Source organism: Streptomyces longwoodensis, from assembly GCF_001514125.1.
Classification (GTDB): domain Bacteria; phylum Actinomycetota; class Actinomycetes; order Streptomycetales; family Streptomycetaceae; genus Streptomyces; species Streptomyces longwoodensis.
Map to the genome: position 1 here is coordinate 157,105 of NZ_KQ948565.1, position 15,846 is coordinate 172,950.

Annotated in this window: 12 protein-coding genes; 4 read left to right on the forward strand and 8 right to left on the reverse strand. The window is 72.7% G+C overall.

What is annotated here, in order from left to right:
* Positions 1 to 62 precede the first annotated feature (62 nt).
* Positions 63 to 2,600: a YncE family protein gene (locus AQJ30_RS33745; RefSeq protein WP_067241464.1), complete on the forward strand. Its 2,538-nt coding sequence runs from the start codon at positions 63 to 65 to the stop codon at positions 2,598 to 2,600.
* An 8-nt stretch (positions 2,601 to 2,608) separates the two neighbouring features.
* On the opposite strand, the gene AQJ30_RS33750 is transcribed toward AQJ30_RS33745, so the two are convergent.
* Positions 2,609 to 3,352, reverse strand: coding sequence for an MBL fold metallo-hydrolase (locus AQJ30_RS33750; protein WP_067241546.1), 744 nt, complete (start codon positions 3,350 to 3,352; stop codon positions 2,609 to 2,611).
* Positions 3,325 to 4,173: an aminoglycoside 3-N-acetyltransferase gene (aac(3), locus tag AQJ30_RS33755; RefSeq protein WP_067241544.1), complete on the reverse strand. Its 849-nt coding sequence runs from the start codon at positions 4,171 to 4,173 to the stop codon at positions 3,325 to 3,327. The genes AQJ30_RS33750 and aac(3) overlap by 28 nt, the downstream gene beginning before the upstream one ends.
* 340 nt (positions 4,174 to 4,513) lie before the next feature.
* Between aac(3) and AQJ30_RS33760 the strand changes: the two genes are divergently transcribed.
* Positions 4,514 to 7,357: a lectin gene (locus tag AQJ30_RS33760; protein WP_079084480.1), complete on the forward strand. Its 2,844-nt coding sequence runs from the start codon at positions 4,514 to 4,516 to the stop codon at positions 7,355 to 7,357.
* A gap of 265 nt (positions 7,358 to 7,622) precedes the next feature.
* The gene (locus AQJ30_RS33765) at positions 7,623 to 9,794 is read left to right on the forward strand and encodes an ATP-binding SpoIIE family protein phosphatase (RefSeq protein ID WP_067241466.1); all 2,172 of its coding nucleotides are present in this window, start codon (positions 7,623 to 7,625) and stop codon (positions 9,792 to 9,794) included.
* Between the two features lie 16 nt (positions 9,795 to 9,810).
* Here AQJ30_RS33765 and AQJ30_RS33770 read toward each other — a convergent pair whose 3' ends face one another.
* From AQJ30_RS33770 to AQJ30_RS33785, 4 genes are all read right to left on the reverse strand, one after another.
* Entirely contained in the window at positions 9,811 to 10,998 is a 1,188-nt protein-coding gene (locus tag AQJ30_RS33770) for a beta-ketoacyl-[acyl-carrier-protein] synthase family protein (protein ID WP_067241468.1), read from the reverse strand.
* A 407-nt stretch (positions 10,999 to 11,405) separates the two neighbouring features.
* Entirely contained in the window at positions 11,406 to 11,615 is a 210-nt protein-coding gene (locus tag AQJ30_RS33775; protein ID WP_067241469.1) for a hypothetical protein, read from the reverse strand.
* A gap of 168 nt (positions 11,616 to 11,783) precedes the next feature.
* The gene (locus tag AQJ30_RS33780; protein WP_067241470.1) at positions 11,784 to 12,029 is read right to left on the reverse strand and encodes a tautomerase family protein; all 246 of its coding nucleotides are present in this window, start codon (positions 12,027 to 12,029) and stop codon (positions 11,784 to 11,786) included.
* A gap of 89 nt (positions 12,030 to 12,118) precedes the next feature.
* A complete protein-coding gene (locus tag AQJ30_RS33785) occupies positions 12,119 to 12,901 on the reverse strand; it encodes an SDR family oxidoreductase (protein ID WP_067241471.1) in 783 nt (260 codons plus the stop codon).
* A gap of 158 nt (positions 12,902 to 13,059) precedes the next feature.
* Here AQJ30_RS33785 and AQJ30_RS33790 point away from each other — a divergent pair, with 158 nt between their 5' ends.
* Positions 13,060 to 13,965, forward strand: a complete 906-nt coding sequence (locus tag AQJ30_RS33790) for a helix-turn-helix transcriptional regulator (protein WP_067241473.1) — start codon at positions 13,060 to 13,062, stop codon at positions 13,963 to 13,965.
* Positions 13,966 to 14,016: 51 nt separating this feature from the next.
* Here AQJ30_RS33790 and AQJ30_RS33795 read toward each other — a convergent pair whose 3' ends face one another.
* Both AQJ30_RS33795 and AQJ30_RS33800 read right to left on the reverse strand, forming a co-directional pair.
* Positions 14,017 to 15,093 (reverse strand): carboxylate-amine ligase, encoded by a 1,077-nt coding sequence (locus AQJ30_RS33795; protein WP_067241549.1) that lies wholly within the window; start codon positions 15,091 to 15,093, stop codon positions 14,017 to 14,019.
* Positions 15,094 to 15,298: 205 nt separating this feature from the next.
* The gene (locus AQJ30_RS33800) at positions 15,299 to 15,808 is read right to left on the reverse strand and encodes a hypothetical protein (RefSeq protein ID WP_067241474.1); all 510 of its coding nucleotides are present in this window, start codon (positions 15,806 to 15,808) and stop codon (positions 15,299 to 15,301) included.
* Between the last annotated feature and the right edge of the window lie 38 nt (positions 15,809 to 15,846).

The following is a 15,846-nucleotide window of genomic DNA, read 5'->3' on the forward strand; positions in this document are numbered from 1 at the left end:
GGAGCGGGCCGGACGGTCGGGTTATCGTCCGGCTGCTCGTTCCGTTTTTGCACAGGAGCCTCATGCGCCTCAAGCAGGTCTCCCTGGTCGCGGCCCTCTCGGTCGTGGCCGGCCTGACCACCGCCACCGTCGGCACCGTCGCCCACGCCGACGACGTGGCCACGCTGCCGCTGTCCGGGTACGCCCACCTGGTGGTCGACCGCGCCCACCAGCACGTCTTCATCAGCCAGGGCGCCGGTTCGACCGGCATCCTCGTGACGGACCTGTCCGGCACGCCGGTCACCACCCTCGCGGGTGAACAGGGCGCCAGCGGTCTGGCGCTGTCGCCCGACGGCGGCACGCTCTACGCGGCGCTCCCGGACGGCGGCGCGATCGTCGCGATCGACACCGCGACCCTGGCGGAGACCGCCCGCTGGTCCACGGGCGCGGGCAGCTCCCCCGTCTCCGTGGCGGTGGCCGGTGGCCGCGTCTGGTACGGCTATTCGGCCGCCGGCAAGGGCGGCATCGGCTCGATCGACCCGTCCGCGCCCGCCCCCGCGGCGACCCCGCAGCCGGCCCTGTCGCAGTGGACGGCCGCGCCGCTGCTCGCCACGGGCGGCGACGTGCTCGCGGCCGAGGAACCGCAGGGCAGCCTCAGTCACGTCGCGACCTTCGGCATCACCTCGGGCACCGCGTCCCCCGAGGCCGACACCCTGGTCTACGGCGGCACGGCGACCGGGCTCGCCGTCACCGGCGACGGGAAGCGGCTGCTGCTGGCCGCCCCGCAACAGCTCGCCCTGCGCGCCTACCGCAGCACGGACCTCGCGGCCGCGGACCCCGCCGCGTACTTCACGGGCGGGTCCGGTTCCGCACCCGGCTCCGTGGCCGTGGACACCGACGGCACGGTCGCCGTGGCCGGCGCCTCCGGCGTCTACCTGTACGCCGGCACGAACAACCTCGCCGAGAACCACCTGACCCTGCCGTCGGGCGAGGTCGCCCCGGACGGCCTGGAGTGGGGCGCCGACGGCACGACCCTCTACGCCGTCACCAAGGACGCCTCGGGTGTCTACCGCCTGAACGTGCTGGACGCCCCCAAACTGACGGACACCGAACTGGCCCTCGGACTGCCGCAGTACGCGGTGCCGACCGAGCGCTTCTCGGTCGGTGGCTCGATGAGCACCCGCGGCCTCCTGCCGGCGGGGGCCGCGTTGAAGGTCACCCGCGACGGCACCGCCCTGCCCGACGTCACGCTCGGCGCCGACGGCACGTTCGCCTTCACCGACGTCCGGCAGGACGAAGGCGCGTACACCTACCAGGTCGCGTACCCCGGTGACGCCACCCACCGCCCCGCGACGGCGTCGCTGACCGTGCACGTGGCGAAGCTCCCGACCGATGTCGTGGGCACCGACATCGCCTCGGCGAGCCCCGGCTCGGTCGTGTTCACCGGCCGGCTCTCGTCCCAGCTGGGCCTCGGCACCTTCCCGCAGGGCACCACCGTGCGGGTGGCCCGGCGCGACGAGGCCACCCAGCAGACCGTGCCGCTCGGGTCCGTGCCCGTGGACCCGGCCACCCTCCGCTTCACCGTCACCGACGCCCCGGGCGCCGCCGGCACCTTCACGTACATTTTCACCTACGCCGGTGACACCACCCACCAGCCGTCCGAGAGCGGCATGAGCTTCGTGGTCGCCCCGTACGCGCCGGCGCTGACGCTGAACGCGCCGACGAACGCCACCCGAGGTGCCGCCCTGTCCTTCGGCGGCAAGCTCGGTGACGGCCCGTACGCCGCCGGGCGGACCGTCACCGTCTCCCGCAAGGACGCCGCCCACACCACCCCGGTGACCTGGACGGCACCGGTGGCCGCCGACGGCACGATCACGGTGAAGGACACCCCGGACACCGGCGGTGCCAACACCTACACGGTGACCTTCCCCGGCGACGCCGGCCACAAGTCGGCCACCGCGGTCGCCACCGTCCAGGTGTCCCGCGCGGCGACCGCACTGACCGTCACCAGCAGCGCCCCCTCCTACGCCTACGGCGCGACGGCCACCGTCACCGCGCACCTCGGCACGACGTACAACGGCCGCACGGTGTCGATCCACGCCACGCCCTACGGGGGCACGAAGACCCTCGTCACGACGGGCACCGTGGACGCGAACGGCAACCTGCGTGCGACCTACAAGGTCACCCGCAACACCACCTTCACCGCGTCCTTCGCGGGCGACCACCGCTACGCGCCCGCGACGGCCACCCGCGCCGTCAACGGCTATGTGAAGATCGCGACGGCGCTCAGCGGCTCCTACGCCGGCGCCACGTACAGCGGCGTCAGCTACCGCGTCTTCCACAAGACGGTGAAGCCCACGGTGACCGCGACCGTCACGCCGAACAAGGCCGGCCAGTGCGAGCGCTTCCAGGTCCAGCAGTACTACAGCGGCGCCTGGCACACGCTCACCACGTCGGGCTGCTACGCCCTGTCGTCCACCAGCAGCGCGAAGGCCCAGCTCAGCCTCACCAACGCCCTCAACCAGAAGTTCCGGGTCCGCTCCGAGTACGAGCGCTCCACGAAGGACCTGGGCAACGTGAGCACGTGGGGCGGCTGGCTGTACTTCGTGGTGCGCACCTGAGGGCCGCGTCAGCGGGGTGACCCGGGACCGACGGGGCGTCGGCCGACGGCGTCCGTGCGAACTCGGCGCGAACCGGCCTGGCGGGCCCGGTGGGAGACGGTGCGGGGATCGCCGGTGACGGGTCCGCCGTGGCCGGGCAGGAGCAGGGTCGCGTCGGTGAGGTGGTCGAGCCGGTCGAGCCGGTCGAGGGGGGTCAGGGCGGAGCGGCTGTCGTGGGTGAAGCCGCCGCAGACCAGGGTGGGTCCGGTGTGTCCGGTCAGGCCGTCATGGGTGACCAGGGCGTCGCCGGTGAAGAGCAGCCCGCGTGCGGGGAAGAGGTAGCCGGTGCTGCCCGGGGTGTGGGCGGGCAGCGCGACGGCCCGCGGCGCGCCGGGGACCTCGTCGAGCCGCTGGTCGTCGCCGAAGGCCCGCACGCCGGGGGTGGCGGGGGCGGTGAAGGCCCCCGCACGGGCCAGGCGCAGCGGGGTGGCGATCGCTGCGGGCCGGCGCAGGAGGTAGGGCAGCATCGAGCGTTCCGGCTTGGCGTGGCGCAGGGCGCTGCGCGGGCCGTCGCGCAGGATCGCGGCGTCGCTCTCGTGGACCCAGACGTCGGCGCCGGCCTGCTGGAGGGTGTGGGCCAGCCCGGTGTGGTCGGGATGCCCGTGGGTCAGGAGCACGGCCCGGATGTCGGTCAAGGAGCGGCCGGAGCCGGCCAGGTGCGCGCGCAGTTGGTCCAGGTGGGCCGCTACCTGCTCAGCCTGTCCTCGATCCAGGCGGTCGCGAAGTCGACGACGTCCGCGGCCTCGAACAGATGGCTGTCGGCAGCGCCGACGCTGCCCCGGCGGCCGATTCCCGCGGCAAGCATGTCCCGGGCGATGACGTCGAACGGCTCCGCGCCCTCGGGCACCACGGCCGAGTAGTCGAAGGCCCCGTCCTCGGAATCGATGTCGTGGAAACGGCGCCACACCCGCTCGCCTCGCACGAGGAGGGGCTGTTCGTACTCCACGAACCGCTTGCCGGGGGCCTCGGCCAGCGCCTCGGCGTGGTGCAACAGCGTCATGGTGTCCAGCGGAGCGCCGAGCAGCAGGACCCGGCCGCCGTGGGCGGTCAGCCGGGCGAGGGGACTGTCGGGGCCGTGGGGGTCGTCCCAGGGGTGGTCGGCCATCAACTCGGCCGCCGCTGCTCCCAGGGCCGCGAAGCTGACGTCCGGGTGTCGGCTGCGGACGGCTCCGGGCCGGCGGCGCAGCGCTTCCGGGAGGCGGCCGTTGTTGTGGTCGGCCTCGCTGAGGTCCGGGTCGTAGGCGGGATGTTCCGCGCGCAGGGCGTCCTGCCAGTCCTGTGGCCAGGTGACGAAGTCGTAGGGGGGCGCGTCGTTCCAGCCGCAGGTCACCATCAGGGTGCCCCGCGTTCCCACGACGTCCTGGAGGGCGCCGATGACGGTCTGCGGTCCGCCCGCCACGTAGCCGAGGGCGGACATACGAGTGTGGAACATGACGACGTCGCCGTCCCCGAGGCCGAGGGCAGCCAGGTCACGGCTGATGCGGCTTCGCGTCACGGGACCACCGGAACGCTTGAGCAGGTCCATCTCGTCCATGGTCACGAACCTATCCCTGAGCCACGGCCCCTGAGCAACTCCATTGACGCGCCGAGAGCTTGATCGGCGGAGACGGGCTGTTGTTTCATGGCCCGCCCACATCCTTGACGTGAACCTGTAAACCGCTCTACGGTCCCGGGGAGCACGCGCCCCGCCCCGGTATATCCGACCGCCCCGCCGTGCGCCGAACACACCAGGATCCGCCCCTCTCGGCATCCGGTTCACGCGGTCGGTAGACAACGTTGTCAGAGCCGCCCCCGCACCCCCCGCACAGTCCTGTCCCACACGCTGCCCGCCGGTCCCGGACCAGCCGGACACGAGCACAAGGAGCACGACGGACATGAGACCCTCCCCCCGTCCACCCGCGGCCCTGGGCATCGGGCTGCTGGCGGCGACCGCTGTCGCCGCGACCTTCCTCGTCGCGCCCGCCGCGGCGGCGGCACCCGCCTCCGCGTCCCTGGTGACCGCGCCCGCCGCGCTCGTCGACCCGTTCATCGGGACGTCGAACGAGGCCAACGACTTCCCCGGCGCCGACGTGCCGTTCGGCATGGTGCAGTGGAGCCCCGACACCCCCTCGCGGCCCCCGGGCGGCGGGTACGAGTACAACGACACGTCGATCACCGGCTTCAGCCTGACCCACATCGCGGGCCCCGGTTGCGGCGCCGCCGCCGACGTCCCGGTGCTCCCGACCGTCGGCGCCGTCAGCACCTCGGCGACCGACAGCTTCTCGCACGCCGATGAGACCGCCTCCGCCGGTACGTACAAGGTGGCGCTGGACAACAAGGTCACCACCGAGCTGACCGCCACGAAGCGCAGCGGCATGGCGCGCTTCACGTTCCCGTCCACCACCCAGGCCAACCTCGTCTTCAAGTTGACGGGCAGCCAGAACGGGGCCACCAACACCCAGTTCACCGTGGTCTCGCCCACCGAGGTCAGCGGGCAGGTCACCAGCGGGCACTTCTGCGGCGCGGGCAACACCTACACCGTCTACTTCGACATGGTCTTCGACCAGCCGTTCAAGAGCAGCGGCACCCCCGCGGCCACGTCCACCCTCCGCCGGCCGACCGTCCACGGCGCGCGCCCGACAGCCGTGGAGAGGCCCAACAGGCCAGTACTGCACGGAAGTCAGGCATCCGCTCCCGGCAGGGCCCCCTCCCCTGCCGCCGCAGGAACACCCCAAGCCGCCGTTCAGAACGGGTACGTCACGTTCGACGCGACCGCCCACCCGACCGTGCAGGCGAAGGTCGGCATCAGCTACGTCTCCGTCGCCAACGCTGCCGCCAACCGGGCCGCGGAGAACGCGGGCTGGGACTTCGACGCCACCCGTGCTGCCGCCCAGAACGCGTGGAACGCGGAACTGGGCAAGATCCAGATCGGCGGCGGCACAGTGGCCCACCAGCGGATGTTCTACACCGCGCTCTACCACTCGCTGCTGCACCCGAACATCGTCAGCGACACCAACGGGCAGTACGCGGGGTTCGACGGCCGCACGCACACCGTCGACCCCGGTCACCAAGCCGTGTACGGCAACTACTCCGGGTGGGACATCTACCGCTCCCAGGCGCAGCTGGAGGCGCTGGTCGACCCGCAGGTGGCCTCCGACACGGCGCAGTCGATGCTCGACGACTACCGCCAGACCGGCCTCTTCCCCAAGTGGTCGGAGTACAACGGCGAGTCGTACGTCATGGTCGGTGACCCCGCCGCCGCCATCATCGCCGACTACTACGCCTTCGGCGCCCGCGGGTTCGACACCGCCGAGACGCTCCAGGCCCTGGTCGCCCAGGCGTCGAGGACCAACAACGACCGGCCGGGCCTGGCCTACCTGAACTCCCCCGGCTGGATGCCGCACGACGGCAGCTACGGCTGCTGCAACTTCTACGGGCCGGTGGCGACCACGCTGGAGTACAACACCGCCGACTTCGCCCTGTCCGCGCTGGCCGGCTCCCTCGGGGACAGCGCCGACCAGAAGACGTACGCCGCCCGGGCGCAGGACTGGCGCAACGTGCTCAACCCCGCCTCCGGGTTCGTGGAGCCCCGCAACGCCAACGGGTCGTGGACCGGCGGGTTCGACCCCACCAGCGGCACGGACATGGTGGAGGGCGACTCGTGGATCTACACGGGCATGATCCCGTTCAACATCGCCGGGCTCGCCCGGGCCAAGGGCGGCAACACCGTCATGAACCACTACCTCGACACCGTGCTGCGCAGCTTCACCGGTGACCGGGGCTACGCCTGGGTGGGCAACGAGCCCAGCATCGAACTGCCGTGGGAGTACGACTACACCGGGGCGCCGTACAAGACGCAGGGCACGGTCCGGGCCATCCAGAACCGGATCTGGTCCGACACCCCGGGCGGGCTCGCCGACGGCAACGACGACCTCGGCGCGATGAGCGCCTGGTACGTGTGGTCCGCGCTCGGCATGTTCCCGCAGACCCCGGGCACGGCCGACCTCGCCCTCGGGTCGCCGGTCTTCCCGCAGGCGGTCGTCACCCTGCCCTCGGGCAGGACGCTGACCGTCAACGGCACCGGGGCCGCCGACGACGCCCCCTATGTCCAGTCGGCGACCTGGAACGCGGACGCCTGGAACAACGCCTACGCGCCGGCCACGGCCCTGACCTCCGGCGGCACCCTCACCTACACGCTGGGCACCGCACCGAACACCGGGTGGGCCTCCTCCGCCTCCGCCGCCCCGCCCTCCTACTCCGGGGGCGTCGCGGCCCCGGCGACGCCGCGTGTCGGGCCGATCACCTCCGGTGTGACGGGTGGCAGCGGGAAACTCTGTGTCGACGTCGCCGACTCGGGCACCGGCGACGGCACGCACCTCCAGACCTGGGGCTGCAACCAGACCTACGCCCAGGACGTGACGATCGCCCCCGACGGCACCCTGCGCGTGCTGGGCAAGTGTGTGGACGTCAGCAACAGCGGTACCGCGAACGGCACCATGGTCCAGCTCTACCGCTGCAACGGCACCGGCGCCCAGCAGTGGAAGCCGGGGACCGCCGGCTCCCTCGTGAACCCGCAGTCCGGGAAGTGCCTGGACGTCCCGAACTCCGCCACGTCCGACGGCACCCAGTTGCAGATCTACACCTGCAACGGCACGGGTGCGCAGAACTGGACGCTCCCAGCCACCCCGACCGCGGCCGGCGGCAGGGCCGCACCGGCCGCTCCCGCGGTGCGCCGCTGATCACCCGCGTGTCCGTCCGGTGCAGCACCCACCGGGCGGACACGCGTATGCGCGGCCACCTTGGGCGGGCTTCAGCGGTTTCCGGCGGGCTTCCGGCAGGCTTCCGGCAGGCTTCCGGCGGGCTTCCGGCGGGTGAGGAGCGCAGGTGTGGGCGAAGTGAGCGCCGGTGTTATTGAATGAGATGTGCGGTCAGGGATCTCGGGGCCCCGTCGCACGGGACCGATCACGGCCCCGGCGCTGGGCCGGGGACTGCCGAGAGAGCCGTATGGACTCCACACCCTCCTCTTCGTCGTCTTCCGCGTTCGGCCTGGTCAGCAGCGCCCTGGGCCGCTACCTCCCGCGCGGCGGGACGGCTGCGGCCGGCGGTGGCGGGGCCGGCGGCGACGCGCCAGGGGAGCACGGCCCGCGCCGGCCCGCCCCGGACGACCTGGCGGCCGGCCACCAGGAGCAGATCCTCGGCGCGGTCAACCTGAACCGGGACCTGGTCATCACCCGCTGCAACCTGGACGCGCCGGTGTTCGACGGCCTGGACGCCAGGGTGGGCAGGCCCTTCGTCGACCTCCTGCCGGAGAGGGACGTACCGACGGTCACCCGGCGGCTGCGGCAGGTGGTGGACAGCGGTGAGGCGCACGTCGCCCGCATCCAGCGGCTGCGGCGCACCGACGGGTCGGAGCTGGTGGTCTCGATGAGCATCCTGCCCGCGGCGGCGACCGAGGAGGGCCTGACCGTCTCCGTGATCGCCATGGCCAGGAGGCTGCACCTGTACGCCGCCGAGACGGCGATCGGCACCTCGCTGGACATCGGCGAGACCGCGCAGTCGCTGGCGCACTCCCTGCTGGCCTGGGGAGACGTGGCCGCCGTCGACCTCGACTTCGCGGTCTGGACGGGCGAGGGGGTCGCCGGGCAGCCGCAGGGGCGCATCCGGCTGCGGCGGGCGGCCCTGGTGCCCGACCGGGTGTGGCCCGAGGGGTACGTGACCCCGGGCGACGACCTGCCCGGCGACGCCAGTCGCCTGCTGGCGCAGGCGGTGCTGCGGGACGACACCCCGCAGACCGTCGTCCTCCCCGACCGGGAGGCGGTCGAGCGGGTCCTCGGCAGTCCACGGACCGTGCGCGCCCTGGTGCCCGGGGACCGCTCGGCCTGCGTCGCCTGCATCCCGTTGGTCCTGGACGGCACGCCGCCCGTGGTCCTGGGCGTGGCGGAGGTCTGGCGGCGCTCGGACCACCCCTTCCGCGACAGCGAGCTGTTCGACCTGCAGGAACTGGTGGCGCGGACCGCCCACGACGTCGACCTGGCCCGGCAGCACCAGCGCGAGCACACCCAGGTGCTGGCCCTCCAGCGCCGGCTGCTGCCCCGGGCCGGCGGCGACACCATCGAGATCGCCAGCGTCTACCAGCCAGCGACACCCGACAGCGCGGGCGTCGGCGGCGACTGGGTGAACAGCTTCCCGCTGCCGGACGGCCGCACCGCACTGGTCGTCGGTGACGTCGTCGGGCACGGCCTGGGCGCCGCAGCGACCATGGGCCAGCTCAGCATGGAGGCCCGGGCCCTGCTGTCCGCGGGGCTGGCGCCCGACGAGGTGCTGGAGCACCTGGACGAGACCGTGTCACTGCTGGACGACACCGAGTCCGGGCTGACGGCCGGCTACAGCGCCCTGGGGTCGACCTGCTGCATCGCCCTGTACGACCCGGTCAGCCACCAGGTGACCCTGTCCAGCGCCGGCCACCTGCCGCCGGTCCTGGTCACGCCGGACGGGCACGCGGGCCCGCTCTCCGTCCGCCCGCACCCCGGCCTGGGCGCCGAGTTCGCGCTGCGCGAACCGTACGACGTGCACACCTTCGCCGCGCCCCCGGGCTCCGTGCTCGCCCTGTACACCGACGGCCTGGTGGAGGACCCGGCCGTGCCGATCGACGAGGGCATCGCCGGTCTGGCGGCCGCCGCGGCCACGGTGCACCCCTGGGACGCCCTGCAGCAGGCCGCCCGGCACGTCGTGTCCGCCGTGGCCCCCGTGCCCCAGCGCGACGACGTGACCCTGCTGCTGGCCCGCATGATCGGCTACCGGAAGGGGGACACCGCGACCTGGCGGCTGCCCGCCCGCTACGACGCCCCGGCCCGGGCGCGGGTCCAGGTGTCGGCGCTGCTGCGGCGGTGGCAGGTCAGGGACGACACCCGGGACAACGTGCTGCTGCTGGTCAGCGAGCTGGTCACGAACGCCGTGCGCTTCGCGGCCGGGCCCATCACGGTGCGGCTGATCAGGACCGGGCGCGGCCTGCTGTGCGAGGTCGGTGACACCGGCAACGGCAGACCGCGGCTGCGACGCGGCCACCTGTTCGACGACGGCGGACGTGGCCTGCGCATCCTGCACAAGCTCACCACGCGGTGGGGGGTGCGGTGGACGGACACCGGGAAGGTGGTCTGGGCGGAGGTCGCCCGATGACCGGCGCCGCGGTGTCCTACAACCACTCCCCGTCGAGGGCGGTGGCGGTGAGGCCCGGCGCCGCCGCGTACAGGACGGCCCGGTTCCCGGCTTTCTGCAGCCCGGCGTCGTGCGCCCGCCGCAGGATGTCGAACACGGCGGCACCGCCGCGGTTGCCGCTGGTGTAGCTGTCCCGGCTGTAGTCCAGCAGGCCGGACGGCCACTCCTCGGGCATCGTCTGCTCCATGTACTCCAGGACCCGCGTCCCGCCGGGGTGCGCGAGCAGCACGTCGGGGTGCCACGAACCGGGGTGGTCCTCGTAGCGGACGCGCAGCCACTCCCACATCGCGGTGACCGTCTCCTGCACGGCACGCGGCCCCCGCCGGTCCATCACGAAGTGGGTGCCGTCCGCCCGCGTCTCCAGGCGGTGCAGGTCCTGGGTGCCGGGCAGGGTGTGGTGCCAGGCGGCGTCCAGCCGCAGCACCGACTCGCGCCGCCGGCGGCCGGTGACCACCGCGGCCACCGCGGTGTCCGCAAAGAGCAGCCGGACGATCAGGGACTCGAGGGTGTCGTCGGCGGGCTGGTAGGTCGTGCTCAGCGCCTCGGAGATGACGACCAGGACCACCCGGTCGGGGTCCGCGGCCACCAGGTCCGCCGCAAGCGCCAGGGAGCGGGTGCCCGCTATGCAGGCCCACTGCGTGGCCGGCAGCAGCATCACGTCTTCACGGAGCGGGAGCCGATTGGCCAGGGCCACGTCCAGACCGGGCAGCGCCGGGGTGGTGGAGTGACTGGTTATCAGACAGTCGACGTCCGAGGCGTCGAGGCCCGCGATCTGCAGGGCCCCACGGGCGGCGCGCTCCCCGTACGCCTGCACGGCCTCCCAGGCCGGGGCGGTGCGCTCCTGCACGGTCTGCGGGCCGGGTACGGACTCGAGGGCGGCGATCACGCGGTCCACGTCCTGGCCGCTGAACCCCTCGCGGGCCAGCGCCTCTTGGGCCGGCTCGACGCCGACGGCGCGCAGCCCGTTGCCGCTGCCGGGGGCGACGGCCGTCTCCAGGGGCAGCATCCAGCCACGGCTGTCTATGCCGGTGCTGGCGGCGATGCCGTCGACCCGGGGCGCCCACGTCGCGTTCGGGTGGCGGTCGCGCACCTCTTCCACGATCTGACTGGTCTTCACGGTGTGCTCGCCGTGTATCACGGCAGGAGGGCAGAGGTAAGCGGCCATTGTGCGGCACCTTCCCGGAGGGATCGGGGCGAACTGGAGGGACGGAGGACGGGGCACGTCACGCGTGCTGTGCCATGGGTCACCCTCGAACCGGGTGCCCAAGAATGGGCCCGCAGGCTCCACTTCGGGAGCGGGCAACTGCATTGAGAATGACCCATAAAGGGACATTCGCGCTGTGATGCACACAACTCCGGTGCACATTGATGTGCGTGACACGGCACACACCCCGTCGCGGTCCCGGCCCTCCGGGGCGCGGGTACTGCGGTACGTGGCTGACACACCGTCAGCCGTGGCGACCACTTCGCCTTCTCTTACTGCCCCCCACCGAGGCACTCCTCGCGTGGGCGCGGGCGAGGCTGTTGTGCTCGCGCTGCTCGCCCGGGCCCACGATCCGTCATGTCATCCGTTCACCTGCCGAGGAGCCCCGCGGGGAGCAACGACTGCGGCGAGGTGGCCGGGTGGCCGATCTCCAGCGCTCCCAGCAGGTTGTTGAGGAAGGGCGCTCCCGGGGCTCCCGGAGCTCCGGCGGACGGGTGCGGCAGCGGGGCCGCCTGAGCGGCGGGAGCGGCGAGGAGGGCGGCGGCCACGACGGACAGACCGGCGATTTTCTTGATCATGCTCGACCTAACGACAGCCGAGACGGCCGGACACGCTCGACTCGTCCGCCGGGGACGCTCGGGGCCGTGCCCCGTCCGGAGGGGCATCGCAGTCGAGGGCCGCCGGGTGTGATCCGCGGCGGCCCTCGACTTCGTGGTGGTGTCCCGGCCGGACGACGGCCCGTGAGGTCAGGCGTCGTCGGTGTCGGTCGGTGCCGCTGCAGTTGCCGCCGCCTCGCCGAGCATGGCGAGGGTCAGCACGTTGCCGGAGATGCCCCAGCCGCCGTCGGCGACCTCTTCGACCAGCACCATGGTGTTGTCGCGGGCGCGCTCGCCGTAGATCTCGACGTACAGCTCGGTGGTGCGGGTGACGATCTCCTCCTTCTGCTGCGGGGTGAGGGTCTTCTCGGGGACCTTGAAGTTCGCGAAGGGCATGGCTGGTTGTTCCTTTTCTCAGTGGGTGTCACGGGCGGGGCGGCGTGGCTGAGGGCCGGGCGTCGATCGCTACGGGTGGCGCGGGCGGCTCAGATGATGCCGCCGTTGGCGCGGACGACCTGTCCGTTGATCCAGTGGCCGGCCGGGGAGGCCAGGAACGCGACGACCTCGGCGATGTCGGCCGGGGTACCGAGGCGCTCCAGGGGCGGCTGGGCGGCCAGGCGGGCGATGGTCTCCTCGTCCTTGCCTTCCAGGAACAGGTCGGTGGCCGTGGGGCCGGGCGCGACGGTGTTGGCGGTGACGTCCCGGCCGCGCAGTTCCCGGGCCAGGATCAGCGTCATTGCCTCGACGGCGCCCTTGCCGGCGGCGTACGCGCCGTAGCCCGGGAAGGCCAGCCCCACCACGGACGTGGAGAAGGTCACGATCGAGCCGCCGGGGCGCACCCGGCGCGCGGCCTGCTGGGCGACGACGAACGTGCCGCGTACGTTGGTGCGGTGCAGGTCGTCCAGGACGGCCAGGTCCAGCTCGGCGATCGGCGCCAGGTGCATCCGTCCGGCCGCGTGCACGACGACGTCGACGCCGCCGAACTCCGCTTCGGCCCTGTCGAACAGGGCGGCGACGGCGTGTTCGTCGGCGACGTCGGCGCGCATCGCGATCGCCCGGCCGCCGCCGTCGGCGGCCTCCTCCACGGCTGCTTCGGCCTCGTCCTGGTTGCCGCCGTAGCCGACCACGACGGCGTAGCCGTCGGCGGCCAGCCGGCCGACGGTCCGGCGGCCGATGCCACGCGAGCCGCCGGTGACGACGGCGACACGGGGTGGGGCGGAGGGGCGGGCCGGCGTGGCGCTCCCGCCGGGGGAAGTGGGGACGGGCATGACTGACTCCTGTGGTGGAAGTGATCGGGACGCGGTCTCGCCGTCGCCCTGCTGCGTGCTCCACGATCGGCCGGTCCTCCACCCCCCAGCCAGGGCTGCGTCCACCCAGGGGATGCCACCCCCTGGCTACGGCCTGGCGTGCGAGTGACCATGGAGGGGTGAACCTCCCAGAACTCGGCGCCTTCCTCAGGACGCGCCGCGACCGCATCCGCCCGGCCGAGGTCGGTCTCCCCCAGGGCCCGCGCCGGCGCGTCCCCGGGCTGCGCCGCGAGGAGGTGGCCCAGCTGGCGGGACTGTCGGCCGACTACTACACCGAGCTGGAACGCGGCAGCGCGAAGAACGGCGTACAGCCCTCGGCCCAGACCCTGGCCGCCCTCGCCCGGGCCCTGCGCCTGAACGGCGACGAGCGCGACCACCTGTTCCACCTGGCCGAACGGCCGGTCCCGCCATCGGCACACGGATCGTCGACCCACGTGCAGCCGGCGCTCCTCGGACTGCTGGACCGGCTGTCCAACACCCCCGCGCGCGTCATCACCGACCTGCACGAAACCCTGGCGGAGAACGACCTGGCCCTGGCCCTGCTCGGCCCGTCCCCGGCACGCCGCGGCCCGGCGGCGAGCTTCGTGTACCGCTGGTTCACCGACCCGCAGGCGCGCGACAGGTATCCGTCCGAGGACCACCCGCGCCACTCCCGGGTGTTCGTGGCCGACCTGCAGGCGGCGGCTGCCCGCCGCGGCCGGGACCCGGAGGTCACGAGGATGATCGCCGTGCTGCGCCGCCGCAGCGAGGAGTTCGCGGCCCTCTGGGACACCCACGACGTCGGGGTGCGCCGCATGGACCACAAGAAGATCGTCCATCCCACGCTCGGCGTCATCGAACTCGACTGCCACAACCTCCTCAGCGAGGACGGCCGCCAGCGCCTGCTGTGGTTCACCGCCCCACCCGGAACCCGCGGAGCCGAGCAACTGGAGCTGCTGTCCGTGATAGGCACCCAGGAGCTGGGTGTCACCGGGGGCATGGCGCCGGAGGGGTCGCCTGCGGCGGAATCCGGATCGCAGCACTGACTCGCGGTGCAAGAAGCCGACGCGTGAACGGGCGAGAGTCAGGCTGTCGGCTCACAACGCGCAAGTGGCGGAGATGACGAAGTCGACGACGTCATGGGTGTCGGTGCGGCCACGGAAGGCAGCGCGCTGGCGGTCGGCGCCGCTTCCTTCGGTGCGCAGGCGCTGCCACTGCTCGCGTACCAGGTCGAGGTCCTCGTGCCGGCGCAGTGCCGGGGTGATGGTGTGCAGCAGCCGCTCGACGAGTGCGGTCTGGGGTTCCAGGCGGCCGGTCAGCGGGTCGATGCCGTGGCCGGCCAGTCCGTCGCGTGCCGCGCGCCAACAGGCCGCACGGAGGAGTTCGGGTGCCGGGCGCGGGGCCGGCTCTGCGGCGCGGAGAGCGGTGAGGGCGGTGGCGGTCAGGGCGCGGACAACGGCGGCAAGCAGAAGGGTGTCGTGAGGGGTGAGAGCGGCGTCGGCGACGCGGACCTCGATGGTGGGCAGGTGGTGGGAGGGGCGGATGTCCCAGTACAGGCCGCCGCGGTCGATGAGCGCTTCTGCTTCGAGGAGGGTGCCGACAAGGTCGTCGAAGTGGGCGGGTGATTCGAAGTAGGGGGGCGGGCCGGAGACCGGCCAGCGTCCCCAGGTCATGGTGCGCCAGCTGGCGTATCCGGTGTCCCGGCCGCCTTCGAAAGGGGAGTTCGCACTCAAGGCGGTAAGGGCCGGCAGCCAGGGGCGCAGACGGTTGCTGACATGGACGGCGTCGCGGGGGTCAGGCAGGCCGACGTGGATGTGGCAGGCGCACACGGTCTGCTCATCGTCCAGGGCGCGGAAGTGGGCGGCGCTTCGTGCGTAGCGGGTGCCGGGTGTGATCGGGACGGGGTCTGTCCGGCCGAGGACGGGGGTGCCGGTGGAGGCGATGCGCAGGCCCAGGCGGGCGGCGGCGCGGGCGGCCGCTGTCCTGGTGGCGCGGATCTGGTCGTCGGCTTCCTTCAGGCAGGTGTGCGGGTCCGTGCGCAGTTCTACCTGGTATCGGGTCAGTTCCGGGCCTACCCGGTCACCGAGATCACCTGCTGCCTCGCCCACCAGCTCAAGACCGCGTGGGCTGAGGGTCCGGCTGTCCGGTTCGATCAGGAGGAACTCTTCTTCGATCCCGACGGTGAGAGGGGCAGGGGCATGGTCTGTTCCGGTGCCGGTTGGCGCGGGGACGTCTGTCGGGGCGAGCTCACTGCGGGATTCACTGCTCATAGTGATGACACTGTCTCAGACAGTGGCGGGGTCGGTGTGCGGTAACGGTCTTCGAGACGCTTGAGGCACCGCCGACCCGTCCTGCCCTGGCTCGCCCACGCAGCCCACGTCATGTACTCCGCCTGCCGCGCGCGTGACCGTCTGCGGCGGCGGAGGCGTGGCCGCGGTGACGACGCCGGCGACTCTCGTCGTCGCGCGAACCGCTGCTGTACGACCGGTTCCAGGCGATCCACAAGGTGAGGGCCGCTCCGACGCCCGTGCCGGCATACTCCCAGGCCGCGTCCGACAGCAGAGTGGAGCGGTCGGCGACGGCCCAGTCCCGGCCCGCGTACAACGGTATGTCCGTCAGGAGTTCCTCGTCGGCCGCGAAGGGGAGACCGCGGATCTCACCCTCCCCGCGCTTCCCGTCGGGCAGGCGCCACGCGCCGCGGCACGGACCGCCCGACTCGCAGTGCACGTACCCCTCGGTCTTGGTGTGGTGGCCACCGACGAACCGGTACGTGTTCTGCGCTGCGAACCACAACGGCACTGCCAGACCACACAGGCAAACCAACAGCACCACCCGGGACCACGGCCTGAGCCCGCTCAGCAGCTCGGCAGCCCAGGACGACGAGCCCATGCCCCACCACCTCACCGTCCTGGTCCATGACCCGCGGG